General features: G+C 43.3%; 20 protein-coding genes and 1 pseudogene. 16 read left to right on the top strand and 5 right to left on the bottom strand.

The window, feature by feature from the left end; genetic code table 11:
• Positions 1 to 1,051: 1,051 nt before the first annotated feature.
• A pseudogene (locus HUX64_RS19450) lies at positions 1,052 to 1,371 on the bottom strand (AAA family ATPase).
• 215 nt (positions 1,372 to 1,586) lie between these two features.
• Between HUX64_RS19450 and HUX64_RS01065 the strand changes: the two are divergent.
• The 15 genes from HUX64_RS01065 (at position 1,587) to HUX64_RS00995 (ending at position 20,859) form a co-directional block, all read left to right on the top strand.
• On the top strand, positions 1,587 to 1,751 hold the full coding sequence (locus tag HUX64_RS01065; RefSeq protein WP_174624403.1) for a hypothetical protein: 165 nt from the start codon (positions 1,587 to 1,589) through the stop codon (positions 1,749 to 1,751).
• 895 nt (positions 1,752 to 2,646) lie between these two features.
• The gene (locus tag HUX64_RS01060; RefSeq protein ID WP_174624402.1) at positions 2,647 to 5,076 is read left to right on the top strand and encodes a tetratricopeptide repeat protein; all 2,430 of its coding nucleotides are present in this window, start codon (positions 2,647 to 2,649) and stop codon (positions 5,074 to 5,076) included.
• Positions 5,077 to 5,126: 50 nt separating this feature from the next.
• Positions 5,127 to 6,137: an NAD-dependent epimerase gene (locus tag HUX64_RS01055; RefSeq protein ID WP_174624401.1), complete on the top strand. Its 1,011-nt coding sequence runs from the start codon at positions 5,127 to 5,129 to the stop codon at positions 6,135 to 6,137.
• Positions 6,137 to 7,429, top strand: a complete 1,293-nt coding sequence (locus HUX64_RS01050; RefSeq protein WP_174624400.1) for a nucleotide sugar dehydrogenase — start codon at positions 6,137 to 6,139, stop codon at positions 7,427 to 7,429. The genes HUX64_RS01055 and HUX64_RS01050 overlap by 1 nt, the downstream gene beginning before the upstream one ends.
• 72 nt (positions 7,430 to 7,501) lie before the next feature.
• Positions 7,502 to 8,176 carry a polysaccharide export protein gene (locus tag HUX64_RS01045; RefSeq protein WP_246246853.1) on the top strand — a complete coding sequence of 225 codons (675 nt, stop codon included), beginning with the start codon at positions 7,502 to 7,504 and terminating at the stop codon, positions 8,174 to 8,176.
• Between the two features lie 52 nt (positions 8,177 to 8,228).
• Positions 8,229 to 9,785, top strand: a complete 1,557-nt coding sequence (locus tag HUX64_RS01040) for an XrtA system polysaccharide chain length determinant (RefSeq protein WP_174624398.1) — start codon at positions 8,229 to 8,231, stop codon at positions 9,783 to 9,785.
• A 41-nt stretch (positions 9,786 to 9,826) separates the two neighbouring features.
• Positions 9,827 to 10,726 carry an XrtA-associated tyrosine autokinase gene (locus HUX64_RS01035; RefSeq protein ID WP_174624397.1) on the top strand — a complete coding sequence of 300 codons (900 nt, stop codon included), beginning with the start codon at positions 9,827 to 9,829 and terminating at the stop codon, positions 10,724 to 10,726.
• A gap of 150 nt (positions 10,727 to 10,876) precedes the next feature.
• Positions 10,877 to 12,472 (top strand): TIGR03016 family PEP-CTERM system-associated outer membrane protein, encoded by a 1,596-nt coding sequence (locus tag HUX64_RS01030; protein WP_246246852.1) that lies wholly within the window; start codon positions 10,877 to 10,879, stop codon positions 12,470 to 12,472.
• A gap of 4 nt (positions 12,473 to 12,476) precedes the next feature.
• Positions 12,477 to 13,502, top strand: a complete 1,026-nt coding sequence (locus HUX64_RS01025; protein WP_174624396.1) for an XrtA/PEP-CTERM system-associated ATPase — start codon at positions 12,477 to 12,479, stop codon at positions 13,500 to 13,502.
• A 12-nt stretch (positions 13,503 to 13,514) separates the two neighbouring features.
• Positions 13,515 to 14,636, top strand: coding sequence for a non-hydrolyzing UDP-N-acetylglucosamine 2-epimerase (gene wecB, locus HUX64_RS01020; protein WP_174624395.1), 1,122 nt, complete (start codon positions 13,515 to 13,517; stop codon positions 14,634 to 14,636).
• A 34-nt stretch (positions 14,637 to 14,670) separates the two neighbouring features.
• The gene (locus tag HUX64_RS01015; protein WP_217426375.1) at positions 14,671 to 15,504 is read left to right on the top strand and encodes an XrtA system polysaccharide deacetylase; all 834 of its coding nucleotides are present in this window, start codon (positions 14,671 to 14,673) and stop codon (positions 15,502 to 15,504) included.
• A 42-nt stretch (positions 15,505 to 15,546) separates the two neighbouring features.
• Entirely contained in the window at positions 15,547 to 16,563 is a 1,017-nt protein-coding gene (locus tag HUX64_RS01010) for a FemAB family XrtA/PEP-CTERM system-associated protein (RefSeq protein ID WP_174624394.1), read from the top strand.
• Between the two features lie 62 nt (positions 16,564 to 16,625).
• On the top strand, positions 16,626 to 17,813 hold the full coding sequence (locus tag HUX64_RS01005; protein WP_174624393.1) for a TIGR03087 family PEP-CTERM/XrtA system glycosyltransferase: 1,188 nt from the start codon (positions 16,626 to 16,628) through the stop codon (positions 17,811 to 17,813).
• 6 nt (positions 17,814 to 17,819) lie between these two features.
• The gene (locus HUX64_RS01000) at positions 17,820 to 18,965 is read left to right on the top strand and encodes a TIGR03088 family PEP-CTERM/XrtA system glycosyltransferase (protein WP_174624392.1); all 1,146 of its coding nucleotides are present in this window, start codon (positions 17,820 to 17,822) and stop codon (positions 18,963 to 18,965) included.
• Positions 18,966 to 18,969: 4 nt separating this feature from the next.
• Entirely contained in the window at positions 18,970 to 20,859 is a 1,890-nt protein-coding gene (locus tag HUX64_RS00995; protein WP_174624391.1) for an XrtA/PEP-CTERM system amidotransferase, read from the top strand.
• 203 nt (positions 20,860 to 21,062) lie between these two features.
• On the opposite strand, the gene HUX64_RS00990 is transcribed toward HUX64_RS00995, so the two are convergent.
• Entirely contained in the window at positions 21,063 to 21,368 is a 306-nt protein-coding gene (locus HUX64_RS00990; RefSeq protein ID WP_174624390.1) for a hypothetical protein, read from the bottom strand.
• A gap of 50 nt (positions 21,369 to 21,418) precedes the next feature.
• On the opposite strand from HUX64_RS00990, the gene HUX64_RS20310 reads away from it, so the two are divergent.
• Positions 21,419 to 21,547: a transposase gene (locus HUX64_RS20310; protein ID WP_174624448.1), complete on the top strand. Its 129-nt coding sequence runs from the start codon at positions 21,419 to 21,421 to the stop codon at positions 21,545 to 21,547.
• Between the two features lie 124 nt (positions 21,548 to 21,671).
• Here HUX64_RS20310 and HUX64_RS00980 read toward each other — a convergent pair whose 3' ends face one another.
• Genes HUX64_RS00980 through HUX64_RS00970 form a run of 3 tightly spaced genes read right to left on the bottom strand, consistent with a single transcriptional unit; the run spans position 21,672 to position 24,026 of the window.
• Positions 21,672 to 22,817: a nucleotidyltransferase domain-containing protein gene (locus HUX64_RS00980; protein WP_174624389.1), complete on the bottom strand. Its 1,146-nt coding sequence runs from the start codon at positions 22,815 to 22,817 to the stop codon at positions 21,672 to 21,674.
• Positions 22,810 to 23,727 (bottom strand): HprK-related kinase A, encoded by a 918-nt coding sequence (locus tag HUX64_RS00975; RefSeq protein WP_174624388.1) that lies wholly within the window; start codon positions 23,725 to 23,727, stop codon positions 22,810 to 22,812. Before HUX64_RS00975 ends, HUX64_RS00980 begins: the two co-directional genes overlap by 8 nt.
• Positions 23,724 to 24,026, bottom strand: coding sequence for an HPr-rel-A system PqqD family peptide chaperone (locus HUX64_RS00970; protein WP_174624387.1), 303 nt, complete (start codon positions 24,024 to 24,026; stop codon positions 23,724 to 23,726). The genes HUX64_RS00975 and HUX64_RS00970 overlap by 4 nt, the downstream gene beginning before the upstream one ends.
• Positions 24,027 to 25,260 lie beyond the last annotated feature (1,234 nt).

Below are 25,260 nucleotides of genomic sequence, written 5' to 3'. Positions count from 1 at the left end.
AATCATTAGCGCCTTTTTTGCTAAATCCTCCATGAGATTGGCTCGATGGCGTCTAGGAAAGAGGTATTTTCAGAGGTGAGAATCCCAGTAAACCCGAACTTTAAGTTTAATTTGCGAGGCTTCCAGCTACGAAACAATGTCCACGAAAATGTACTGGAAACATTAACTCTTCCCACTTCGTGCCAGCCTCTTTTTAAGTGATTGACTAAAGCGTGAGGACCGTCTTGATCTGCGCCGGGATTATCATATCTTCAATCTTTTGAAGGCCAAGCTGCAGAGTATAAAGTTCGATATTAACGAGATTATTAATATGAATTTCAAATTCTGCGGCTCGCCGGCAAAAACGGCTTTACTCGGGCTTTTAAACGGAATCAGCCCAGCAAGTGAATTATAGCTATGAGAATGGTAATGAAAAAAATATTGGTTGATAAAAAAGCCAGTACATAGGCGAGATTATTGTTATAAAAGAAAGCGAGTTCTCGGCTTGTAAGAAAATAAATATCCGGCGAGGATTCAGCGTTACCGCCTCATTATCAGCTTTTTCACCGAAAACTAACCGGCTGGGCAAAAAGCCTTCCTTTAATGAAAGAGATTTCATAGCACGGCAACTTTATCCAGGCGCGATAATGGCTTCTGAAATATTGTTACCCGATCTTAAACGATCCCCGCCCGGCCATAGCCTGCAACATCGCTTGCAAGATCTTCAGAAAAACAGCGCTGCTCTGAATCCTTAAAGGCCCAGGGTTTGGCGGTCGTAAACAGCGCTAACCCGGCGCTTGGCGAAAGGCCACAGCAGTAACAGGCTGATGATCTGCGTGTGAAGTTATTAATGGCCGGACTATAATCGAGTAAGGCATTGAAATATAAACTTTGGTAACAGCGTTTTGCATGAGCTGCAGCTGTTCTGAGGGCAAGGCACAGACAGTGATTCAATCAAGCTATGCAGACTCTGCCCGGTGCGTAATAATCTTTCTACTTTGCGATCGTGGTAACAGGGCTCAAGGCACATTAAAAAAATAGTCCAGTTGCGACTCCGGAAAGGGAGATGATGCTATTTGATGGACGGGTTTTGGGTAGCAATCACAAAAAAAGGTTTTGGTAATGGATAGGTTTTTCCTTCAACCCAACCTGATGCTCTTCCATGGATTGCAGCAGCGCGCTTTGGGCTGCGCGCGGTTAAATCATCAGCTACAATCATTTGATTAAAGACCGGGCCGCGATGAAATTTGAACTTAAGGTTTTTACATTAAAAACAGAAGCGCCCATATTATCCGCCGGTAAAATATCACTGATAAATTGAATGTGCTGATAGTTTAAACCTAACGGCTTTGCAACATATGCGCTAGTGTAGTTTTGCCCGCGCAGGGGCATATCTTTTATCAGCAATTGTCCGCCAGCAAGCAGGTAGCATAGAGTAAGGAGAATTTAATGTGGCTTGCGCAAAATGACCTGATTTCAGAAGTTGATGTATGTCATTTTGCATGAAAGTGGTAGGATATAGTAATAAATACCTGGAACTCAAAGTTTAGTATAGAGCAAGCTGTTGAATTAAGTGCGCTCAAGCTCGAGAACAAGCAGGATTTAGGATGAAAGAATATGATGAGGTTCGTTATAAGTTAATTGAAATGCTGGAAGATATTGACGAACGGCTGTCCAAAATAACTAATGATGTTAAGCACTCGAAAGAGTATTTAGAAGAAGATGGGGCCGAACAGATAAGGCAGAACGGAACTACTAGGCGCCGGTCGTGATGGCATTTTTCAGTACTCCCTATTAATGTTTGAAATAGTGAAGCGTTTTTACCGTTAATCTTACTGGTAAGAGTGAAATTGCAGCAATCGAAGTATGCCCAGGTTTTATCCTGTCAAGTTCAATAATATTCAGCGCCTTTACATCTTCAAGATTCATAAATGTGCCAGACGTCGACTCATTTTTGTTGCTAACGAAGAAAGTCAATTCGGCACTTCATAATTTGCCCGGACAAGCGAGAAAGACGATGTTTTCCGGCAACTGTGCCAAAGCGTTAAATGCTCATCTGCAAAACAGATAAAAAATAACGGTTCATAAAGTCTCTCTTTGCAGATTCTTTATTGCCAGTACTTTTGATTGATCAGATTAAAGAGTTTCGTGATGGAGAGTTCGATTCTGCCTGTCAATTCTGCCTGTCAATGTAATCTGGTTTTGGTCAATTTATTGAGTTATTCAATTTATGCCGCACTCTAGCGGTGATTGCCATCCAGGGCCTGACTTTCCAGTCCTTAACCTTTCAATGAAGGGGCTGGGATTTTAAGAAAAATCGGAGTTGAAGCATCACTTTAAGTCAGCTACATTAGCTGGTCTGTAACCTATTGGAAACTTGAAAGATTTTCACTTAATGCCTTATAAAATAATTTTCATGATAATATTATTATAATAATTATCAATAGCTTATACTTAACTCGGTAATTTTAGTCCACATTTTATAATTCAATACATGGCGCAGAAGTCATAGGCTTCAAAAAGCAGCATAGATCTTGACTATACTGCTAGGGAAGTACAGGGGGACTAATGCAGGGCATTTTCAAATAAGAAAAGAGAGAGAGTTGGCCCTTGCCGCGTATGTGCGGAACAGCTTTTTTAAAATAAATTTTCAGCAGGTTGATTAGAATGTTTGATCTTTATCACGATGATAAAAAAAAATTAATAATTATATCCATTTTGCCGGTAATACTATTAGTGGGTGGATGTAATAGTGAGGAAGAATCAAAAGAACATTTGCAACGCGGAGTTGAATACTTCAATAAAGGAGAATATGAAAAAGCGAAGCTTGAATTAAAAACGGCCGGCCAGTCAGATAAGGATACCGCTGAAACTTATTATTATCTGGCCTTGCTGGATGAGAAAAACAGGCAGTTTAAAGCGATGCGGGAAAACCTGATAAAGACAATAGAGTTGGCTCCCACCTATGCTGAGGCCAGATTAAAGCTGGGGAAAGTGCAACTTTTGTTTGGAGAGATCGATGCGGCATTGGAACAGGCTGAAGTTGTTTTAAAGGATTCAAGCCAGAATCCGGAAGCGCTTGCCTTAAAAGCTTCGGCACTTATCCGGCAAAAAAAACCGGATGAAGCCCTTGCCATCATTGATGGCATATTAAAGGTGAATCCTAACTTTACCGATGCCTTGTCTTTGAAAGCTTTAGTTTACACTGAAAAGGGAGATTTCACTCAGGCTTTGGCTTTAATAGATACAGCCATAAAATCCGATCCCAAAAACATATCCCAGCATCTTTTTAAAGTTCAGCTGGATGCAAAAACAGAAAATATAGATGCTGTTATTTCCGATTATCAGAAATTGGTTAGCTTATCTCCTGAGAACCAGGAGTTTAAAATTGCGCTGGCTAAAATATATTCACAGTCGGGAAAAACAAAAGAAGCTGAAGAAGTATTGCGGGGGCTTATTGACGAAGAGCCCGATAATGTCAAGGCAGAGTTAATGCTGCTTGATTTCCTGTTCGTTACCAATAAAGAAAAGGTTGAAGAGCAATTTCACCAACTTACTGAAAAGCATAAGAATCAGCCACGTATGTTGCTTGATCTTTCCAACTGGATGATAGTAAGCGAGAACTTTAATGAAGCCAGGAAAGTACTTAATCGTGTTATAGAGCTGGAAGAGAACTCGAATGTCGGCCTTACAGCAAAAACTATTTTAGCAAAAATTGCATTTGACCAAAAAGATTACCTGGCAACAAAGCGGATGGTTGACGAAATTTTGGAGGCAAACTCAAATTTCGACGATGGAAAAATTTTACGGGCAAGATTATTGTTTGTAAATAAACAGTATGATCAAGCCATTGACTTGTTAAATAGCGTTATGTGGAGTAAGCCAGACTCTGATGAGGCCCTGATTTTATTAGCGGAAGCGTTTTTGGCTAAGGGCGATCAGAAACAGGCTGACAGAAAATTTTCGATGGCGTTGCAGGCTAACCCGACAAATTTCCAGGCCTTGGCGTACGTTTATGATAAAGCTTTGAAGAGTAAAAATATTAAATATGCAAAGGAACTTTTAGAAAAGGCGATAAGGCTTAGACCGGACAATATTGCCCTGCTCGAAAAGCTGGTTAAGATAAATATAGCAGATAATAACTGGGATAATGCAAAGGCTGGGGTGAAAAAAATCCAGGATTCTTCTAATCCGCTCGCCAATGACCTTGCCACCTATTTGCAGGCTCAAATTCTTCAGGCCCAGGGCGAATGCTCCAGGGCGGTCGGGTTGTATAAAGAATTATTAGTAAAGTTCCCCGAAAATAGTGATGCTCTGGGCTATATGGCACGCTGCTATGAGCATATGAATAAACGCAGTGAAATGGTGGCTTTTTTAAATAAGGCACTATTAAAAAGGCCCGATAATTTTTCCGCGGGCATCCTTCTGGGCGATTTGTACTTGGCTGATAAAAAGTTTGATAAAGGGTCAGTATTACTAACCAATCTTATTAAAGTTAATCCTAAAATTCCACAGTTATATATTTCATTAGCCAATATAAAACTGGCGCAAAATGACAATAAAAGTGCTATTGAATTGTATCAGGACGGACTCAAGCAAAATCCTGAAAATGTGAAACTGTCATTATCGCTTGCTTCATTGTATGAATTACAGGGAGATTACGATTCCGCTGTTTCGATGTATGAGTCATTACTGGCTAAAAATCCTCAGCTGGATATAGCGATCAATAATTTGGCCAGTGTTTTAAGCGAACATTTTACTGATGAAAAAAAGCTGAAAAGAGCTGTTGATCTTAGCGAAAAATTTAAAAACTCTGAGCAAGCTTATTTCAGAGATACTTATGCCTGGGCAATCATCAAGCAAGGTAAGATAAATGAAGGAGTAAAAATATTAGAACACATAATTAATACAGCTCCTGATGTTCCGGTGTTTAGATACCATTTAGGCTTTGCGCATTACAAAAATGGCAATAATGGCGCTGCAATTTCAGAGCTTAAACAGGCACTTGAGCTAGCAGGAAGAAAAGGGAGCTTTTCTGATAAAAATGCCGCGGAAACATTATTGAAGGAAACTATAACTAAAACTAGAAGCAGTTGATCTTTAATGAATCATTTTTATACTTATCTACAATTAATTAGGAGTCAATTTTGAAAATACTGGTAACAGGAGCGGCCGGATTTATAGGTTCAACGCTTGGTATAAGATTGCTGGAACGGGGTGATGAAGTTGTCGGGATAGATAATCTGAATGATTATTATGATGTCAATTTAAAGCTGGCAAGATTGCAGAGATTGCGTGACTATGAGAAGTTTAAATTTATAAAACTTGAAATTGCTGATCGGCAGGGGGTAGAAAATCTTTTTGCCAAGGAGAAAGTTCAGCGAGTCATGCATCTGGCAGCCCAGGCGGGGGTAAGATATTCAATTACCAATCCGCATGCCTACATTGATTCGAATATAGTCGGCTTCATTAATATACTGGAAGGATGCAGACATAATGCTGTTGAGCATCTGACTTATGCTTCTTCCAGTTCTGTTTATGGAGCGAATACCAAAATGCCGTTTTCAATCCATGACAATATTGATCATCCTGTTTCTTTGTATGCGGCCAGTAAAAAGGCCAACGAATTGATGGCTCATACCTATAGTCATCTTTATCATTTGCCCACGACCGGCTTGCGCTTTTTTACTGTGTATGGCCCATGGGGACGGCCTGATATGTCGCTGTTTATGTTTACGCGCAATATCATTGAAGGAAAACCGATAGACGTGTTTAACTATGGGAATCATCGCCGCGATTTTACCTATATAGATGATATTGTGGAAGGCGTTTTAAGGGTTATTGATAAGCCGGCCCAGATAAATTCCAGCTGGGCAAGTGAGAACCCTGATCCTGGTACAAGTATGGCTCCCTACAGGATATATAACATCGGCAACAATAATCCTGTTAATTTACTGGAATTCATTGAAACACTGGAAAAATGTTTGGGTAAAGAGGCAATGAAGAATTTTCTGCCGCTACAGCCGGGCGATGTTCCCGATACTTATGCGGATGTTTCAGATTTGGTTAACGATCTGGGATATAAGCCGGCAACGCTACTGGAAAACGGAATTAAAAATTTTGTTAAATGGTATAAAGATTTTTACGGGATAGATTGATGAATAAGCATAACAGGAAAATTTCGGTTGTCGGTTTAGGTTATGTCGGCTTACCGGTGGCGGTAGAATTCGGAAAGATTGGCCAGGTAATTGGATTTGATATTAACTCTAACCGAATCGGGGAGCTGAAGAAAGGCATTGAAAGAACAAATGAAGTGAGTTCGCCTGATCTGGAAGCAGCAAAAATTATATATACTTATGATGCCGGCGACTTAAAAAAGGCAGACTTTCATATTATTGCAGTGCCCACTCCTGTTAATAATGCTAAACAACCTGATTTGTCACCGGTTATCAATGCCTCCAGAATCATTGGCAAGCAACTTAAAAAAAATGATATCGTTGTTTATGAATCAACCGTTTATCCTGGCGCCACCGAGGAAGAATGTATTCCGGTGCTGGAACAGGAATCAGGCTTAAAGTGGAAGATCGACTTTAATGTCGGCTACTCGCCGGAACGGATTAATCCCGGCGATAAAGTTCACACCTTCAAAACAATTACCAAAGTAGTGTCCGGGGATACGCCTGAGACCCTGGAAATAGTGGCCGCAGTCTATGAATCAGTTGTGGTTGCCGGCGTACATAGAGCGGCTACAATCAAAGTAGCGGAAGCGGCAAAAGTAATTGAGAATACTCAAAGGGACCTAAATATTTCATTGATGAATGAATTAGCATTGATTTTTAATAAAATGGATATTGATACGCGGGATGTACTGGCGGCAGCCTCAACCAAATGGAACTTTTTGACTTTTGAACCGGGACTGGTAGGCGGTCATTGTATAGGTGTTGATCCTTATTACCTGACCTATAAAGCCGCAATCCTGGGCTATGCACCCCAAGTGATTCTATCAGGACGAAGTATTAACGATAGCATGGGCAGTTTTATCGCCAGTCAGACAATAAAGCAACTTATCAAAGCAGGAAAATGTGTAAAAGGAAGCACTGTTACTATTCTGGGTTTTACCTTTAAGGAAAATGTCCCTGACATTAGAAATACGCGGGTCATTGATATAGCGAGGGAACTGCAGGATTATCAGGTAAATGTACAAGTGTTTGACCCTATGGCAGACTCACACGAAGTAATGGAAGAATATAATATACACTTATCAGCTCATGAAGATGAATTGAAACCCGCTAATGCTCTTCTATTAGCAGTGCCGCACCAATATTTTATGGCTAAAGGCTGGTCTTATTTTGCAGGATTACTGGAAAATAAAACTGGCATACTTATAGATGTTAAAGCCAAACTTGAAAGAAATAAAGTCCCGGCAGGAGTGATGTTGTGGAGACTTTGAAATTATACGGCTTTCAAAAATAGACCTTAAATGATTTAGGTGATGGGTGTGAGATTAACAAAGAAAATAAAATTGGCATTTCCTATGCTTGTCCTGCTGGCTTCAGGCTGCGGTTATCCGCAACTAACCCAGGAAGAAGATGCAGTTATTCCTTCTGACTATACCTATATCATAGGTCCGGGGGATAGTGTGACTATTTTTGTATGGGGAAATCCAGATATATCGACCACAGCCACGGTAAGACCGGATGGAAAAATAACCATTCCATTGGCAGAAGATTTGCTGGCGAGTGGAAAAACGCCATCTCAACTAGCCAGAGTGATGGAGAAACAATTGGCTAAATATGTCCGGGATCCGCAGGTGGTCATTATGGTAGGCGGCTTTCAGGGCGTTTATACTCAGCAAGTTAGAATTGTAGGTCAATTGAGCGGCGGTGGAGCAGGAGGTGGGGGCGGAATGGGTGCCGGCGGCGGAGGCGGAGGCAACATAGGCATGGGTGGAAGCGCCCGTTTTTCTGCCAAGGCATTTCCTTACAAGAAGGATATGACCTTGTTGGACTTGATGATACAGGTTGGCGGCCTGGGGCCCTATTCGGATGGCAATAGAGCAAGTATTATTCGTAATATCAATGGTGAGCAACAGCATTTTGGAATTAGAATTGATGACTTGATTGACAATGCTGATTTGTCTGCAAATGTGAAAATTTTACCAGGGGATATTGTAATAATACCTGAATCATTTTTTTAACACCTGAGTAATAAATTAAACCTATGATGTTAATAAGGGGTAGCAAAAAACTATGCAAGACCAGATATCTGAAATCCTCTATTATTTAAAAGGCACTTTAAAATACAAATGGATGGCTATTATTATAGCTTGGATAGTCTGCCTTAGCGGCTGGATATTTGTGGCGGCTATGCCTAATAAATATGCGTCTGAAGCTAAAGTTCATGTAGAAACACGGACCATGTTACAGCCTTTGCTACAGGAAATGACCATTCAATCCGATGTCCGGGGATTACTGCGTGTCATGCAACTACTGATGTTTACGCAAAATAATCTCGAACAGATAATAAAACTGTCAGATTTAGAAAAGGATGTGAAAAATGCCCCTGAACGGCAAGCGCTCATGGCGAGTTTGAAAAAAGATATTAAAATCAATGGCGGAGCATCTGATATTTTTACCATACAATACGAAGCAAAAAACCCCGATATTGCGAAAAATGTTGTACAAGCTGTATTGACTGTTTTTTCCGAGCAAACTCATAAGTCGACTCTTTCAGGTGCTGACGTCGCACAGCGATTTATAGATGAACAAATTCAGGAATATGAGACTCGATTAAAAAATGCCGAAAAAGCGAGAGAAAATTTCAAGCGCGCTAATTTTGGGCTGTTGCCTGGGGAAGGTGACCAAATTTCCAAGGTACAGGGAGTAGCTAATTTGCTGGAGGACGCAAAATTGCAGTTGAATGAGGCATTGTCACGACGGCAAGTGTTATCAGATCAGTTAAATGAGATAAAAGAATCTAATGAGGATTGGGGAATTACAGGGAGTATTGAAAATTTAACTGAAGCAGATACAAGAATACAAGGCCTTACTGAAAAGAAAAAACAGCTTCTACTAAGATTTACTGAAAAGCACCCTGAAATTGTATCAATAAATAAAACCATAGCGGATTTACAAAAGAGTAAACAAAAAGCTGAAAAGGAAGATATAACAAAAGACATGTTTGCCAAGCCGGAAGTAATGGCCAATCCTTATATCCAGACCATAAAGGTAGCGCTTAACGAGGCGGAAGCTACGGTAGGATCGTCCCAAGCGCGAGTTGAAGAATTAAAACACCGGCTTGACAGAATAGGAGACGAGATGAATTCAAGATTGGCTATCGAAACTGAGCTCCAAAATCTGAACAGGGATTATGATTCATTAAAAAGAAATCATCAAAAACTCATTGCAAGCAGGGAGCAAGCAACCATGTCCGAGAAAGTGGATAATCAGGCGGAAGCATTAAAATTCCAGATTGCTGATGCACCCGATAAACCTCTAAAACCTTCATCTCCGAATCGTGAACTTTTATTCTCTGCAGTATTAGTAATCGGCATTTTACTTGGACTGGCCATGGCCTTTTTATTATATTTTATCAGGCCGACAATTATGTCCACGCTACAACTTAGACAGTTGACAGGACTGCCGGTATTAGGGAATGTGTCTATGAAAATTAATGCCCTTCAGGCACAAAAAGATAAAATCGAGTTAATTCGATATGGCGTTGCCGCATTGGGGTTAGTTATGATTTATATCAGTTTTATGGCGGCTGAGGTTATGGAAGTCAAATTTTTCAATCTTAACGGTTAGTTTTAAAGCATCAGTTGATGAAAAATTATGCAGAGGTATAAATGAGTATCATTGAAAATGCTTTTAACAAAGCTAAAAATGAAGAACAAACGGCTGAGAAGGAAACTGCTTTTCCTCTCGAGCTAAGTAAAGTCTCTCTTGAACCTGATCCTCGGCAACAATCAATACCTCCACTAGCTCATATTGAACAAACAGATAGTAAGAGTCGGGAACAAACCGCAAATATAAATTGGGTGCAGTTAGCTGAATTAGGCTTCGTTACGCCTGGGGATTCAAATACCCAGACAATAGAAGAATATAGAAATATCAAGCGGCCATTAGTTAATAATGCTTTCGGAGAAGGAAGTGCAGGCATTGAACGCTCAAATTTAATCTTGATAACAAGTAGTGTGCCGGGTGAAGGTAAAACATTTACTGCCATTAATCTTGCGATGAGTATTGCTACTGAGAGAGATAAAAAAGTGTTATTGATTGATGCTGATGTGGCGCGTCCTTCCATTTCGAAAACCCTGGGGATTAAATCCTCGCCCGGCTTGGTTGAGTACCTGGAAGGCCAGGAAGTTGAGTTTTCAGATATCGTGCTTAAAACCGATATGCCTGGACTCCGTGTAATTCCGGCAGGCAAAAGACACAAACATTCTACCGAATTACTGTCTAGTAACAGGATGATTTTATTAGCAAAACAATTAAGCAACAGATACCCTGACCGAATTGTAATATTTGATTCGCCGCCTTTGCTGGCCGCTACACAAGGAGAGATTCTGGCGCGCTTAGTGGGTCAGGTGGTATTGGTGATAGAAGCTGAAACTACCTTGCAGAGTATGGTAATGGAGTCCGTTAATAAATTGGCATCGTGTGATGTAGTATTGGCGGTACTCAATAAATCAAGAGTAGGTATGGAAGCTAGTTATTACTACAAATATGGACAATATGAGCATTAGCATTAATGAGGTGTTAATAGAAATATTACAGCTAGTTACGAATTTGCCAGGTAGATGCACTATTTGGCTGCCTTGATTATTTACCCTGGTTCTAATTAACAAAGTTATTGTTATTTTGATTTTGTAAATACATTCGGATTTAGCTAAAGCATGAAAGCACAGATGGTTTCAGCCACAGACAACAGGGAAGCGCGCAGGTTGCTTAAATTATCTGTATTATTCATCAGAGTGACCACGGTTTATATTTTTTTTTATACCAGTCAGTCGTTTGCCCTTAACTGGACAACAAGACCTTCTATTCAGGTACAGGAAGTTTATTCTGATAATATCAGGTTAGCTCCAAAAGATAATGAAAAAAACGCATTTGTTACGGAAGTAAGTCCCGGCGTTTCGGTGATTGGACGATCAGCCCGAACTACGCTGAATTTAAACTACCGGATGCAGAATCTGTATAACGCCCGAGGGGACAAGGGCCTGAACACCTATAATCAATTACAGTACAATTCTCACAATATATTTGTTCAGAATAAATTATTTTTAGATTCGAGAAGTTCTGTCAGTCAGCAGAATCTTTCTAATAATCAGATAGCCAATGACAATATATCCGGTGCCGGCAACAGCACCAATGTGGTTACCTTTGGCCTTTCGCCGTACTGGACGCCTCATTTTGGGAGCTATGCCAATGGACTTTTCCGGCTTAACTTTGATACTATCACAACCGGCGCCGACTCAGGCACTAATCCCTCATCTCCTTTAAGCCCGATTTCAGACACCGTAACGCTTGGGGAAACGGCTCAATTAACAAGCGGGACTAAATTTAGGCGCGTTTCATGGAATCTGTCTCATAATAACCGGGAAAGTTACAGAAAAGGCGGCGATGATGTTAAATTTCAAAATTCAAATGCCACTGTAAGAACCTATTTAAATAAATATTTCAACGTCTTTGCGCAGGGAGGTTATAGTAATAATGAGTTTCAGACCACTACCTCAAGTAATAAAAATGGTTTGTTTTATACGCTTGGCGCGCAATGGATACCCAGCCTGCATTATAGTATTGCCGTAGGGGTCGGTAACAATAGTTATGTCACCGTCAGGATTTCACCCATACAACGTATAAACTGGATTACAACCTACAGGGATAATCAGATCGGACTAAATACCGGTAAGACCTGGCAAACATCGTTAAATTATCGCACCAGACGCTCCATCTGGGCATTGACTCATGATAATGACACTATAACAACTCAGGAAATTTTATCGCAGCTACCGATTTTTCAGGTTCAGGATCCATTCGGTAATATCATACCCAATCCGGTCATCAGCCAGCAATTCCAGCGTCCCCCAAATATTCCGACCCTGACCAATGAAGTGATCGTACGAAAAACATGGAATTTTTCAGTGTCGTTTAATACGGGCAAAAGCACGATAAGCGCTAATGCCTTTAATGAGGACAGGGTATTTCAGGTTACCGGCAATAATGAGAAAGTAAGAGGGTTTAATGCTACCTGGAATTGGCGGTTTGCCAGCAAAACCAGCGCCTATATACGGCCGGGATGGCAACACATAGAAAGGGCCCTAAACTCGACCCAGGATGACCGCTATGATATTGCCATAGGGATGAACCGATCCATTACCCCCCGGCTAAATGGCCGAATAGAATTTCGGCATTTAAATCAAAAGTCAGACTTAAATACCAATGACTTTCAAGAAAACCGCGCAACAGCCAGTTTATTTATGAGATTTTAAAATTATGTATGACGGTTTTTATAATTTAAATAAGAAGCCTTTTCAACTGACTGCCGATAGCGATTTCTTTTTTAACAGCGCCGTGCACAGAAGAGCATTGGCCTACATGCGCTATGGCTTGACTCAGGGCGAAGGATTTGTAGTCGTCACCGGTAAGCCAGGCACGGGCAAAACCATGCTGGTCAAGGAACTGGTCAATAGCTTAAATAATGATAATATTACCATAGGCATTATGGTTTCATCACAAGTCGGTGCCGACGACCTGTTAAAAATCATCTCCGCTACTTTTGGACTTCCTTATGATGGTGAAGATAAGTCCACCTTATTAACCAGAATAGAACGTTTTTTTATACAGCAGGCGATCGAAGGTAAACGAGTTCTCATGATTGTGGATGAGGCGCAAAATCTTCCAAAAGACTCCCTGGAAGAGCTGCGGATGCTGTCAAATTTCGAAATGTCTGGAAAATCACTGTTTCAAACCTTTTTAATAGGCCAGAAGCAATTGGGAGAAACGCTTTTTTTGCCGGAAATGGAGCAGTTAAGACAACGCATAGTCGCTACCTATCAATTGAAGCCGTTAAATGAAGAAGAAACAAAAAATTATATTCTGTTTCGGCTGGAGAAAGCAGGATGGGAACAGACTCCGCAATTTGATTATGAGGTTTTTAATGAAATATGCAGCTACTCTCAAGGCATTCCACGAAGAATAAACACCTTATGCGATAGAGTATTATTATTCGGCTATCTCGACGAATTGAAAGTAATCGATTTGGCCGCCGTTAACCGGGTCATTGCTGATATTGAAGAAGAATCGTCGCTAGTAACTGATGAGTTTCATGATATCCTGCCGGCCTCCGTTACCATAACAGCAGATTCCAGTGGCTCAGTGGATGAGCGGCTCGTAGCTCTGGAGAAAACAGTTTTAAACTTACAGACTACCTTAAACAAGGAGCGGGCATTATTGCGTAAAGCCATCTTATTGCAGCTGGATATGGATGATGTCTATAACGAAAATTCCGGGCAAGAATAGAATAGCAATAATATGAGCAAAAAAGTAATTGTCTGCGTAGTGGGCGCCCGGCCGAATTTTATGAAAATTGCACCTATCATCAAGGAATTGAAAAAATTTCAGGATCAGATTTCGCCCTATTTAGTCCATACCGGACAGCATTACGATCAGGCAATGAAAGCCTCTTTTTTTCAACAGTTGGGTATTCCGGAGCCTGATATTGATCTGGAAGTAGGATCAGGTTCGCATTGTCAGCAGACCGCTACTATTATGCTTCGGTTTGAGCCTGTGCTGGATAAAGTAAAACCCTGTGCAGTGCTGGTAGTCGGCGATGTCAACTCAACCATTGCCTGCAGTTTGGTGGCAGTTAAAAAGCAGATACCCGTCATTCATGTGGAAGCCGGATTAAGAAGCCGGGATAGGGAAATGCCTGAAGAAATTAATCGCGTATTAACCGATCAGATTTCGGACAGTCTGTTTATAACAGAGCGCAGTGCACAAGAGAACCTGATAAGTGAAGGCATAGACAGTAGCCGTATTTATTTTGTAGGTAATGTCATGATCGATACCCTGCTGGCTAACCTAAAACTGGCTATCCCGTTTGCCGAAACCTTGAAGGAGTACGAAAAAGCCCATAATATTCAGGAAGAAAGTTATGGTTTGCTGACCATGCACAGGCCATCAAATGTTGATGACCCGCAAGTTTTAAAAAGCTTGTTGAAGAGCATTGTCACCATCAGTGAAAAGCTGCCCATTATTTTTCCGGTTCATCCGAGGACGCGTAATCGTATTGAACAAGCCGGTCTGTTAGATGTTATTAATGCCGGGAATATTATCTGTCTACCGCCGGTTGGCTACTTGCAAATGCTGGGATTGATGAAGTCGGCGAAAATGGTACTAACCGATTCCGGCGGCTTGCAGGAAGAAACAACGTCGCTGGGTACTCCCTGCATCACCCTGCGGGAAAATACCGAACGGCCAATTACTGTCGAGCAAGGCACCAATACGATAGTGGGCACGGATCCGGAAAAGATTAAAGCCTGCGTGGATGATATTCTTGCAACAGGCGGAAAATCGGGGCGAGTTCCGGAGTTTTGGGATGGTAAGGCAGCTGATCGAATTGTTGCAAAAATAAAAAAAATCTATTTGCAATAAATTAATCTGCGCCACTATTCCTATGCCTAAAAATATGCCCAGAAAAAATGCCATGACGGTCGATGTGGAAGATTATTTTCAGGTGTCCGCCTTTGAGACTCATATTGCCAAAGACCAATGGGATACTCTACCTCACCGGGTTCAGAAAAACACCCATCAGATACTCGATATATTTGAAGACAAAAACATAAAAGCTACTTTTTTTACCTTGGGCTGGGTCGCAGAAAGATATCCGGATTTGATTCAGCGAATTATAAAAGACGGCCATGAGCTTGCCTGTCACGGCTATGAACATATCCGCGTGACGGAACAGACGCCTGAACAATTTCGTAATGATGTTTCCCGTACCAAAAAATTACTCGAAGACATGAGCGGCCATGAAGTTAAAGGCTACCGCGCCGCCAGTTATTCAATAAGCGCAAAAAATCTGTGGGCTTTGAATGTTTTACAGGAAGAAGGCTTTAAATACAGTTCCAGTATTTATCCGGTAAAACATGACCTATACGGTATGCCTGATGCTCCACGATTTATGTTTGAGCCGATAGAAAATCAGGAGTTTAAGGAACTCCCCATCACTACGATCAGGCTGGGAGGCAAAAACATACCGTGCGGCGGGGGCGGCTTTTTTAGATTCTACCCGTATGTGCTCTCAAAATGGGCATTTAACCGGGTAAACCATACAGAGAAGCAGTCGGGCATTTTTTACTTTCATCCGTGGGAGATTGACCCGGGGCAGCCCAGGCAAGGCGGCTTAAGTTTTAAAACCAGAACACGGCATTATCTGAATTTGCATAAAATGGAAAATAGAATAAAGCAGCTATTAACAGATTTTAGCTGGGATACCCTGGAAAATATTTTTCTCAAGTGATGCGTAATTGTTCTATTAAAAAGGGATATACAGGTTAAAGGCATGATTAAAATACTGGATGAAGCAAATTTCGCGCGCTGGGACAGCTTCGTGCAAGCAACAGATGAGGCGACCTTTTTTCATCAAACAGGGTGGAAAACCGTCATTGAAAAAGCTTTTGCCCATAAGACTTATTATCTGTATAGCGAAACCAATGGAAAAATATCAGGTATTTTGCCTCTCGTGCATATAAAAAGCCTGCTATTTGGTAATGCCCTGGTTTCAACAGCATTTTGCGTTTACGGAGGCATTGTCGCCAGTAATGAAGGCTCAAGTTCAGAACTTGACAGGGAAGCGTGCCGGTTGGCTGATGAACTCGGTGTGGATTACCTGGAAATGAGAAACAGAAGCCGGAAAACGGAAAGACCGTATAAGGAATTATATGTCAACTTCAGAAAAAAACTGCATCCGGATATTGAAAAAAACTTCCTGGCTATCCCTCGAAAGCAGCGGGCGATGGTCAGAAAAGGGATCGACGCCGGGTTGACTAGCACCATTGATAATAATGTAGATCGACTTTTTTCTGCCTATTCGGAGAGCGTCAGAAATCTCGGAACGCCGGTTTTTCCGAAAAAATATTTTCAGCTGCTGAAAGATGTTTTCAAAGAACAATGCGAAGTCTTGACGGTTGAGCGTAATGGCCAGTTGATAGGCAGCGTCATGAATTTTTATTATAAGGATGAGGTCCTGCCTTATTATGGAGGCGGCACTAGTCTGGCGCGCAGTTTAAAGGGCAATGACTTTATGTATTGGGAAGTAATGCGCCGGTCCGTAGAAAAGGGTATAAAAATATTCGACTATGGACGCAGCAAAATCGGCACAGGATCATACAGCTTTAAAAAGAACTGGGGCTTTCAGCCGGAACCCTTGTTTTATGAATTTCAATTGGTTAAATCTCATGCCCTGCCTGATATCAACCCGCTAAATCCGAAATACCGCTTATTTATCGCCGCCTGGAAGCGATTGCCATTAGGGATAAGTCAGATGGCAGGACCGTGGCTGGCAAAAGACCTCGGATGAAAATTCACCTTCACAGCGCGGATGAACCCGCCTGGACAGTTATTATTTAACTTTCCTCTGCCATGAAAGATTTGCTTTTTCTTGCCCACAGAATTCCTTATCCGCCGAATAAGGGAGATAAGATACGCTCCTGTCATTTTCTAAAACATTTAGCCTCCACATACACCATTCATTTGGGCACCTTTATTGATGATGCCAATGACTGGCAATATACCGAAATATTAGATTCCCTATGCGCTGAAACCTTTTATATGGGATTGAAGCCGCAGTTGGCTAAAATAAAAAGCCTGAGAGGGCTGCTGACTAATGAGGCATTAAGTCTGCCATATTATCGAAATCAGGCTATGCAGGATTGGGTCGATCATATAATAAAAACACGCCGGATTAAAAAAGTGCTGATATATTCGTCGGTTATGGCCCAGTTTATTAACGCCTCACACGATATTGATATGATTGTCGATTTTGTTGATGTCGATTCGGATAAATGGCGGCAGTATGCTGATAAAAAACAGGGTCTGGCTAAATGGATTTATCAACGGGAAGCACAATATTTATTTAACTATGAGAAAACAATTGCTGAAAAATCCAAAGTAAGCTTTTTTGTTTCGGAACAGGAAGCGGCCTTGTTCAAGCGCTTGGCGCCCGAGCTTGAGGGAAAAATCACTCATATCAATAATGGAGTAGATACGGATCATTTTTCGCCCGACCATTTGTTTGCCTCTCCTTACCATGATAACGAGGAGGCGCTTGTTTTTACCGGCGCAATGGATTACTGGGCAAATGTTGATGCCGTAACCTGGTTTGGAAACGCTGTTTTTCCACGTCTTCAGAAATATCCTCAAGCAAAATTTTATATAGTCGGTTCCAAGCCGAGTAAAGAAGTCTGTGAGCTTGCAAACAACAAAAACATCATTGTAACGGGGGCAGTTGATGATGTGCGCCCCTATGTTGCTCATGCCAGACTGGTAGTTGCACCTTTAAGAATCGCCAGAGGCATTCAAAACAAGGTTTTGGAAGCGATGGCGATGGCCAAATACGTTGTCGCCACCTCAGCGGCAATGGAAGGCATACCCTCGGATCAAACGCTTGATGTGTCAGTCGGCGATGAGGTTGACGTTATCGTTCAGCAGTTGGATAAAATAATGCAGGATAACGGCGCAGAAATAATATCAAATAACAATCGTGATTTTGTTAAAGCCATGTTCAGTTGGGAGCAAAACGTCAATCAGCTTTCGGCTTTATTTCAATAATAACGCATGAATAATTCGCCGCTTATTGTGCATATTATTTATCGCCTGGGCATCGGCGGCTTGGAAAATGGCCTGGTTAATCTTATTGATAACATGCCGACCGATGGCTATCGCCATGTCATTATTTCCCTTACAGACAGTAGCGATTTTCAAGACCGTCTTATGCGCAGCGATGTAAGGGTTTATCAGCTAAACAAAAAACAAGGTCAGGACTGGGGCTCATTTCTGCAACTGTATAAGTTGTTAAAACAGCTCAGGCCGGACATTGTCCACACACGAAATCTGGGTACCATAGAATATCAAATTCCTGCATGGCTGGCTGGGATTAAGCACAGAGTACATGGCGAACACGGCTGGGATATATTTGATCCTGAAGGGAAAAATATCAAATATCAACGGGTTAGAAGAATAGTAAAGCCACTGATCCAGCAATATATTCCGTTGTCAAAACATCTGGAAAATTATTTGACAGAGAAAATTCAGGTTTCGCCGGAAAAAATAACCCGGATATGTAATGGTGTGGATACTTCGGTTTTTTATCCCCCGCAAGGAAACAAAACTCCACTGCCGGGTTGTTCCTGCTCATTCCCTCAAGAAAAAGTGGTGATAGGCACTGTTGGACGCATGCATGGCGTTAAAGATCAGTTAACGCTGGTAAAGGCATTTATTTATGCCTGTGAACAACAGCCGGCAATCAAAGCCAAGCTTAAATTATTTATAGTGGGAGACGGCCCGCTAAGAGAAAAAGCAATAAATTTGCTGACAGAAAAGCAGTTAATGGACAACGCCTGGCTGCCCGGTGAACGCAGCGATGTGGCTGAAATTATGCGTCGGCTGGATTTATTTATATTGCCGTCTTTGGCAGAAGGCATCTCAAACACTATTCTGGAGGCGATGGCTACGGGCTTGCCGGTGATTGCAACCAATGTGGGAGGCAATCCCGAATTAGTTGAAGATGGAAAAACCGGCCAGTTAACAAAAGCCGGCGATCCTGTTGCAATGGCAGAAAAAATTCTCGATTATGTCAGCCATGAACAGAAACGGCGCGAGCATGGACAACATGCGCAACAGCGGGTATTGCAGCAATTTTCGCTGGCTGCCATGGTTGATCAATATAAAAGCGTCTATGATTCACTTTTGAAACCGGAATAAAAATATGTGCGGGATTGTCGGCATCTTCGATATAAAAGAAAAGCGGGAAATCAATCGGGAGTTGCTTTCCCGCATGAACGAAAGTCAATTCCACCGCGGCCCCGATGAGGGCGGTCTGCACGTAGAAGCAGGTTTGGGCTTTGGCCATCGCAGATTATCGATTATCGATCTGAGCAGCGGTCAGCAACCGATGGTCAGCCATGATAAGAACGCAGTTTTAACCTTTAACGGTGAAATATATAACTTTCTGGAATTGCGCAAGGAACTGGAAGCAATGGGCTATATCTTCCAAACCCACTGCGATACGGAAGTTATTTTATATGGCTGGCAAGCCTGGGGCGAGTCGTGCGTAGACAGACTGCGCGGCATGTTTGCCTTTGCCGTCTGGGACCGGGATAAGCAGACCTTATTTTTGGCGCGGGATCGCCTGGGAGTCAAACCACTCTACTATGCCGAGCTTGCAAACGGGCAGTTTATTTTCGGCTCTGAGTTGAAATCGCTTAAAGAGCACCCTGAACTGCCGAAGATCCTGGATCCCCGTGCTGTTGAAGAGTATTTCGGCTTCGGCTATGTGCCTGATCCGAAAACCATTTATAAAAATGTTTATAAACTGGAGCCGGGTTATTGCCTAACGCTAAAACGGGGCGGCAAAACTTATCAGCCTCGGCAGTACTGGGATGTAAAATTTACTCCGCGATCTCTCAAAGACGAAAAAGCAACCGCTGAGGAACTTATAGAACGCTTGCGGGAGGCCGTCAAGATCCGCATGGTAGCGGATGTGCCTTTAGGCGCATTTCTGTCAGGCGGCGTAGATTCAAGCGCTGTGGTTGCCATAATGGCGGGCTTATCGCCAGATCCCGTAAATACCTGTTCAATCTCTTTTGGCGATCCTGCTTTTAACGAATCCAAATTCGCCGCGCAAGTAGCTGACCGCTATCATACCGCGCATCGGGTTGAGCAGGTCGATCCCGATGATTTCAGCCTGGTTGATCAATTGGCAGGCCTTTACGATGAGCCCTATGCCGATAGTTCGGCATTACCGACCTATAGGGTTTGCGAACTGGCTAAAAAACAGGTGACGGTAGTATTATCGGGTGACGGCGGTGATGAGAATCTGGCAGGATACCGGCGCTATCGCTGGCATGCTTATGAAGAGCAAATGCGCAATTGGCTGCCCGATGTAATCAGAAAACCGGTATTTGGCCTGCTGGGACAAGTTTATCCCAAAGCGGATTGGGCGCCGAAAATCTTCCGGGCAAAATCCACATTTGAATCAATTGCCCGTGATTCCATGTCCGGGTATTTTCACAGTGTTTCCGTGCTTTCCAATGGACTGCGCAGAAAGCTGTTCAGTGAACAATTAAGGTCTGATTTACAAGGCTATCAAGCGGTTGATGTGTTTAAAAGATATGCTGATAAAGCACCAACAGAGAGCCCTTTGGCGCTGGTTCAATATCTGGATATAAAAACTTACCTGCCTGGCGACATTTTAACGAAGGTAGATCGTGCCAGCATGGCGCATGCTCTGGAAGTTAGAGTACCCTTGCTGGATCATAAGCTGGTTGAATGGATGGCTGGATTGCAGCCGGAAATAAAACTTAAAGGGCGTGAGGGCAAATACATCTTTAAAAAATCATTGGAAAACTACTTGCCTGACGATATCTTGTACCGCCCTAAAATGGGTTTCGCCGTGCCTCTGGCTGCCTGGTTTAAAGGCCCTCTAAAAAACAAAATGCGTGAATCACTGCTAGGCGAAAACATTAGCCAATGCGGTTTATTTAATCAGACATTCCTTCAGCAAATAGTCAACCAGCATCAAAGCGGCTTACGCGACTATAGCGCGCCGATTTGGTCATTATTAATGTTCGAGGCGTTTTTGCGGAATAATAATTAATTTTCAATCGTGGTTTTATGGTGGCTTGCTAGACGTACGCATAAATTATGAACACCGATTTATTTGCTAGATTTAAACGAGTCGAGTCCTAGGCCTGAATGACTTTAAAGTTAACCTCAGTTCGGGATAAGAACGGTAGTAGGCAGGTTTTAGAAAAAGCAGGAACAATACGGCTCTAACCTGCATTTTTTAAAAACCCGATTTTATGAAATAAACAGTGATTTTATGATGTAGCTGATTTTTGCCCGACTTTCATTCCAGCCTGGCCAGAAAAACAACTGATCAATGGCGATCGCAGGCGCAACAGCGCACCTCGCATGAGTCATAGCAAAATGCTCAGTGGCTTTGCATATTACCATTAGGCAGGCTACCGAACCTGCAACTGATTTTATATCTATCATATTGGTAAACATGAGCGATCTGCGTTTTCCATCCTGTTGATCTGCCACCTTTTTATCGAGCTTTTGCCTACTCTTATCGCGCACTTGACGACTTTCATGAATAGCCACTGCGCCGCCTCCTAAGTCATGGTTTTTATTAATTCTAAGGCTTTGAAAGTCTGCAAGAATATCGCTATCCCGACCTAGAACTGATAAGTCAATCCGGTCGAGGCAAGTCATCGACCGGCTGGCGTTATGGTTTCACAGGGCAGCTAGTGGTCAATGAGCAGGGCGATATCCTGCTATAGTGCATAGCGCAGCTAAGGTCGATAACAAAAAATTGCTCACACTGACCAGAAAATAGACGCAATTAATTTAGAGTCGATGCTGTTCGGCTTGAATTCAGAAATAAGTAGAGAGCATGCTACAAGGTTATTGTTGCCTGAGATCAAGCTTGGCCAAATCCACCTTTCCACGAACTCCGCGAGATCGCAGATAAGCCTTATAAAGTAAATGTCGGGCTAACATGAGGGGCGGCATTTTTAACCAGTGAGCGCGCAAATAAAGAAGGTGGCGTGCCAGAGTCGCCCAGGGATAAGGATAATCAGGATGACCCGGCAAAATTGCAAGTGCTACAAGATGATCCATGAGCCATAGCATCGGCCAGCGCGGCCCTGCATTCTTAATTTCTGACCTAACTGTTTGGGGAATTGGAGTATCGAAGAAGCGCAGGGCAAAACGCAGCCCGTAGAACAGCGGACGCTCCAGACCCAGCTTGTACGCTCGTGGCGTCAAGCCATCCCAGAAACTTTGCTCTTGGCCATAATGTTGAAAAAGCAGGTGGACATCGAGCAAATCTCTAAGCCTCAAGCCCTCCCGAGGATCACATTCTAGAAATAGATGAACCAAGGCATGCAGCACCATATCGGCAGGCGCAAGGACGTGAAGACGGGAGTCTTCCAGGGGGCGCGCGGCCTCGAATAAAAGCGCGGGATCAGAGTTCAGGCGGCTCGTCCGCGGAAGAATTCGATGGTGAATATCGATTTCTGTTCCTCGCTCTCGATGGCGAAGCGGTGGTATTTCATGCATCCATACCCGGTAATAACGGTCATCGTAAGGATCGATCTGCATTTTAAGCCATCCGCGGAGGCTTAATTTTTCCTCAATCTCTTCGATTCGTTCCTCCGGTCTCAGCAGATCAACATCCGCGAATATTCGCCCGTGCGCAGGAGGGAGATTCGCCTGCACATATGCAGCTCCTTTCAGCAGGATAATCGGGGCCTCAGTACCGTTGAGCGCCCATAGGATGCGGTTGATTTCCCACTTGACCAAAGTGTTCCGGTGGTCGATGACATTACGGGCTGCCCGCAGATGATCTGCTGCGCGAGAGGGAATTTCTGCTAGGAGACCGATTCGGGACAAGTCGGCTTCCAGCCTTCCGAGCAACCTGGTCCGCCGCCCCATGCGAATCAGAAGTTCCCAATCCGCCAGAGACAATACGGGCAAGTTTTTGGGATTCTTGATGGCTTCCAGCAGTAACTGATTTGCCAGCCTCGTTTGGGCAGTTACTTTACCCATGCCCTGAACTCGTCAAAGCATTGAGAGCCGTGACAGCTTCATCGAGATTCGAATACCTAAAGGAGTAACAGTCACACGCCTGCACCATGTCCGTAACAAGATGGAAAGCGGTATTATCGAGGACTTCATAGTTGAAGGCATTAGTGGCAACCATCAAAAATGCTTCGCTCTTAGGTATCGGCTTCAGCGTGAGGGAAGCTTCTGCGGCCCAACGGGGAAAAATCAGCCATCTGGGTTCAGCGGGTTCATGTCCGCGTCTGATACTCTCTTCCGACGGCATGACATGCGCCACAGTGCCTTTGCGGGTATTAAAAAAGGATGGGCCAATTATCGCCCCCGGCCTGAAACGTCTAATAACGTCGATGGATTCGTTCTTGAGCGGAATGAGCCGGGGAATTGGCAGCAATTTTCCATCCTCAGGGTGTACTAAGCCGAATTCATCAGAGAGGAGCCGCCATCCGGAATGGATAAGCGCGGCACAGAGGGTGGATTTGCCATGTCCCGGCCAAGCCGGGAAGATAATTGCCTGACCGTCGCGTTCAACAACTGCGGCGTGCAGCATTAAGAGATGATGGGCTCGGGTGGCGATACACCAGTTGATGCCCCATTCCAGGGCGGGCAAAGCATGTTCGACGGCGTAAGGGGCAAAGGGAGATTGGCCATCCAGTGTAAAAAGGGATTGGGGGCGCAACCAGCGGCGCAACCATCGAGGTCTTGTAATCTGCACATGAAAGTCGGTCATAGCAGTCGCGGATGCCAAGGGATAGTGATGATATAGCTGATGAGCAAGCGAAGCGAAGGATGCCAAATCAGATCGCATCCGGATAACGAAGGGGCCGAACTGAACTTGCAAACCTTCAGTTGCAAGACGGCTTTTGAATTTCCGGAGAGCCAAATCGCCGACCCTCATCGGGCGGCTGTGCCCGACCATTCGATCAGACCCAATTCCTCCAATCGTCCAAGGGCAAAAGATAAATCCCCGCTGGATAACTCATCACGCCCAAGATCAAGCCATTGAGCGGTTCGATCCCCGATCTCAGCCATCGTCAGGACATCCTTCTCCAGAGATTGTAATACAGCTGCGGTGGTGTCGTTGAAAACATGCGTTTCCGCTGAGGAAGGCTGATACACTATGTAAACGTCATCCCATTCTTGCCACGCCAGTTCGCGGCCGGCATGGGTCAAAACCAGGCTACGGTTTTTATCCAAACCAAAGCTGCTATGGGTAGTACCAATTTCCGTGAAATATTCCTCCGGCATAAGCCACAATTAATTATGTATTAATAAAAGAAGTGGCGGAAGCGGAGCTAAGGATGGCAACAGGCGTGCCTTGAGCGGTCACCCCGGAGCAAAAATATCGTGTATTAGAGCCCTCGGTTTCTGATGTCACTATTCCTGCAAGTCTTCCATTTCCAGGGATAATTTTAGGTTCACTGATAGGGCCGCTAGGGCAATCCATTGTGACAGGGTCGCTAACGCATGTATCGCCTGCCGCGATTCCTGTTGAGGAAGCGAGCTGGCCGTTAGGGTCTGTCGTAGATGTTAGTAATTTTGCACCCGTACAGGAGGAAGCGGCCGCTAATGAGCCACTTCTTAACGTTAGTACCATAGGTGCAACATACGCGGCACCACGGATCAATCGGCGACGTCTGAGATTCAGATCATGGGATGATTCATCAGCATGCATTTCTTCGATTGGATGTCCATTGTTCATTGTTTCATCTCCCAATGATAAATTTAGTTAATAACTAACTCTTATGGGTTTCAATAGTTCAAACTCGCCAATCTTATTGTTGGGTAGATGTATTTTGTTAATTACTCGACAAGTTCATTAATGCATTCACGGCCAGGAGGCACAGATTACAAACTACGGTTGTTCAATCCTGCTCAGCCTTGAAAAAGGCCGGTGTGTCCGGTTGTTGATTGACTCAGCTTGCAAGGCGCGCATCGCCTGCTCTTCGCTAGGCACTGGCGAAAATCAATGTCATTGGAATACTAGCGCACTTTTCTCGGGGATGTCAATTTATTTGAGGGATAGCGACATAGCGATTGGGCTTGAAATAAGGCTGGTAAACAGAAATAAAATAAAAATTAGTAAACCGGATCAGCCGATTACCAGGTATCCATTTAGTCACCCGAAAATAGCATAATAGAGGCGGGCAGCAAAAGTAAACTGCCGGTTCCCGTTGCAAGCTGGCAGCAATAATAGTATTGCTATCCCTAACTTCCAGGTTACGGCAGAAATTCATCGTGACGGCTTTGGATTTCACTTGAAGAGTTCGGGACAGTAAAGCCGCGGGTAATGGCGAAACAATGTATTATACGCATCTCAAAAAGCCCCCGGACAAAAATTAACCTGAGCCTGAGCGGATTGAAGCCAGGGAAAATGAGTCAGCTGCGTGAGCTGACCGGTATCACGGGTCAGCGCCAGCCAAGCGGTTGC

It is taken from the genome of Candidatus Methylobacter favarea (assembly GCF_902806695.1).
Taxonomy (GTDB): domain Bacteria; phylum Pseudomonadota; class Gammaproteobacteria; order Methylococcales; family Methylomonadaceae; genus Methylobacter_B; species Methylobacter_B favarea.
Note: the sequence above shows the minus strand (reverse complement) of the source record. Positions and strands in the feature narration are given on the sequence as shown.

Bases quoted from the DNA above. Each gene is read 5' to 3' on its own strand.
- HUX64_RS01040 (WP_174624398.1), top strand. From the start codon at position 8,229: ATGCAAGACCAGATATCTGAAATCCTCTATTATTTAAAAGGCACTTTA.
- HUX64_RS01025 (WP_174624396.1), top strand. From the start codon at position 12,477: ATGTATGACGGTTTTTATAATTTAAATAAGAAGCCTTTTCAACTGACT.
- HUX64_RS01010 (WP_174624394.1), top strand. From the start codon at position 15,547: ATGATTAAAATACTGGATGAAGCAAATTTCGCGCGCTGGGACAGCTTC.
- HUX64_RS01050 (WP_174624400.1), top strand. From the start codon at position 6,137: ATGAATAAGCATAACAGGAAAATTTCGGTTGTCGGTTTAGGTTATGTC.
- HUX64_RS01030 (WP_246246852.1), top strand. From the start codon at position 10,877: ATGAAAGCACAGATGGTTTCAGCCACAGACAACAGGGAAGCGCGCAGG.
- HUX64_RS01015 (WP_217426375.1), top strand. From the start codon at position 14,671: ATGCCCAGAAAAAATGCCATGACGGTCGATGTGGAAGATTATTTTCAG.
- HUX64_RS00995 (WP_174624391.1), top strand. From the start codon at position 18,970: ATGTGCGGGATTGTCGGCATCTTCGATATAAAAGAAAAGCGGGAAATC.
- HUX64_RS01000 (WP_174624392.1), top strand. From the start codon at position 17,820: ATGAATAATTCGCCGCTTATTGTGCATATTATTTATCGCCTGGGCATC.
- HUX64_RS00975 (WP_174624388.1), bottom strand. From the start codon at position 23,727: ATGAGGGTCGGCGATTTGGCTCTCCGGAAATTCAAAAGCCGTCTTGCA.
- HUX64_RS01065 (WP_174624403.1), top strand. From the start codon at position 1,587: ATGAAAGAATATGATGAGGTTCGTTATAAGTTAATTGAAATGCTGGAA.
- wecB (WP_174624395.1), top strand. From the start codon at position 13,515: ATGAGCAAAAAAGTAATTGTCTGCGTAGTGGGCGCCCGGCCGAATTTT.
- HUX64_RS01005 (WP_174624393.1), top strand. From the start codon at position 16,626: ATGAAAGATTTGCTTTTTCTTGCCCACAGAATTCCTTATCCGCCGAAT.
- HUX64_RS01035 (WP_174624397.1), top strand. From the start codon at position 9,827: ATGAGTATCATTGAAAATGCTTTTAACAAAGCTAAAAATGAAGAACAA.
- HUX64_RS00980 (WP_174624389.1), bottom strand. From the start codon at position 22,817: ATGGGTAAAGTAACTGCCCAAACGAGGCTGGCAAATCAGTTACTGCTG.
- HUX64_RS01060 (WP_174624402.1), top strand. From the start codon at position 2,647: ATGTTTGATCTTTATCACGATGATAAAAAAAAATTAATAATTATATCC.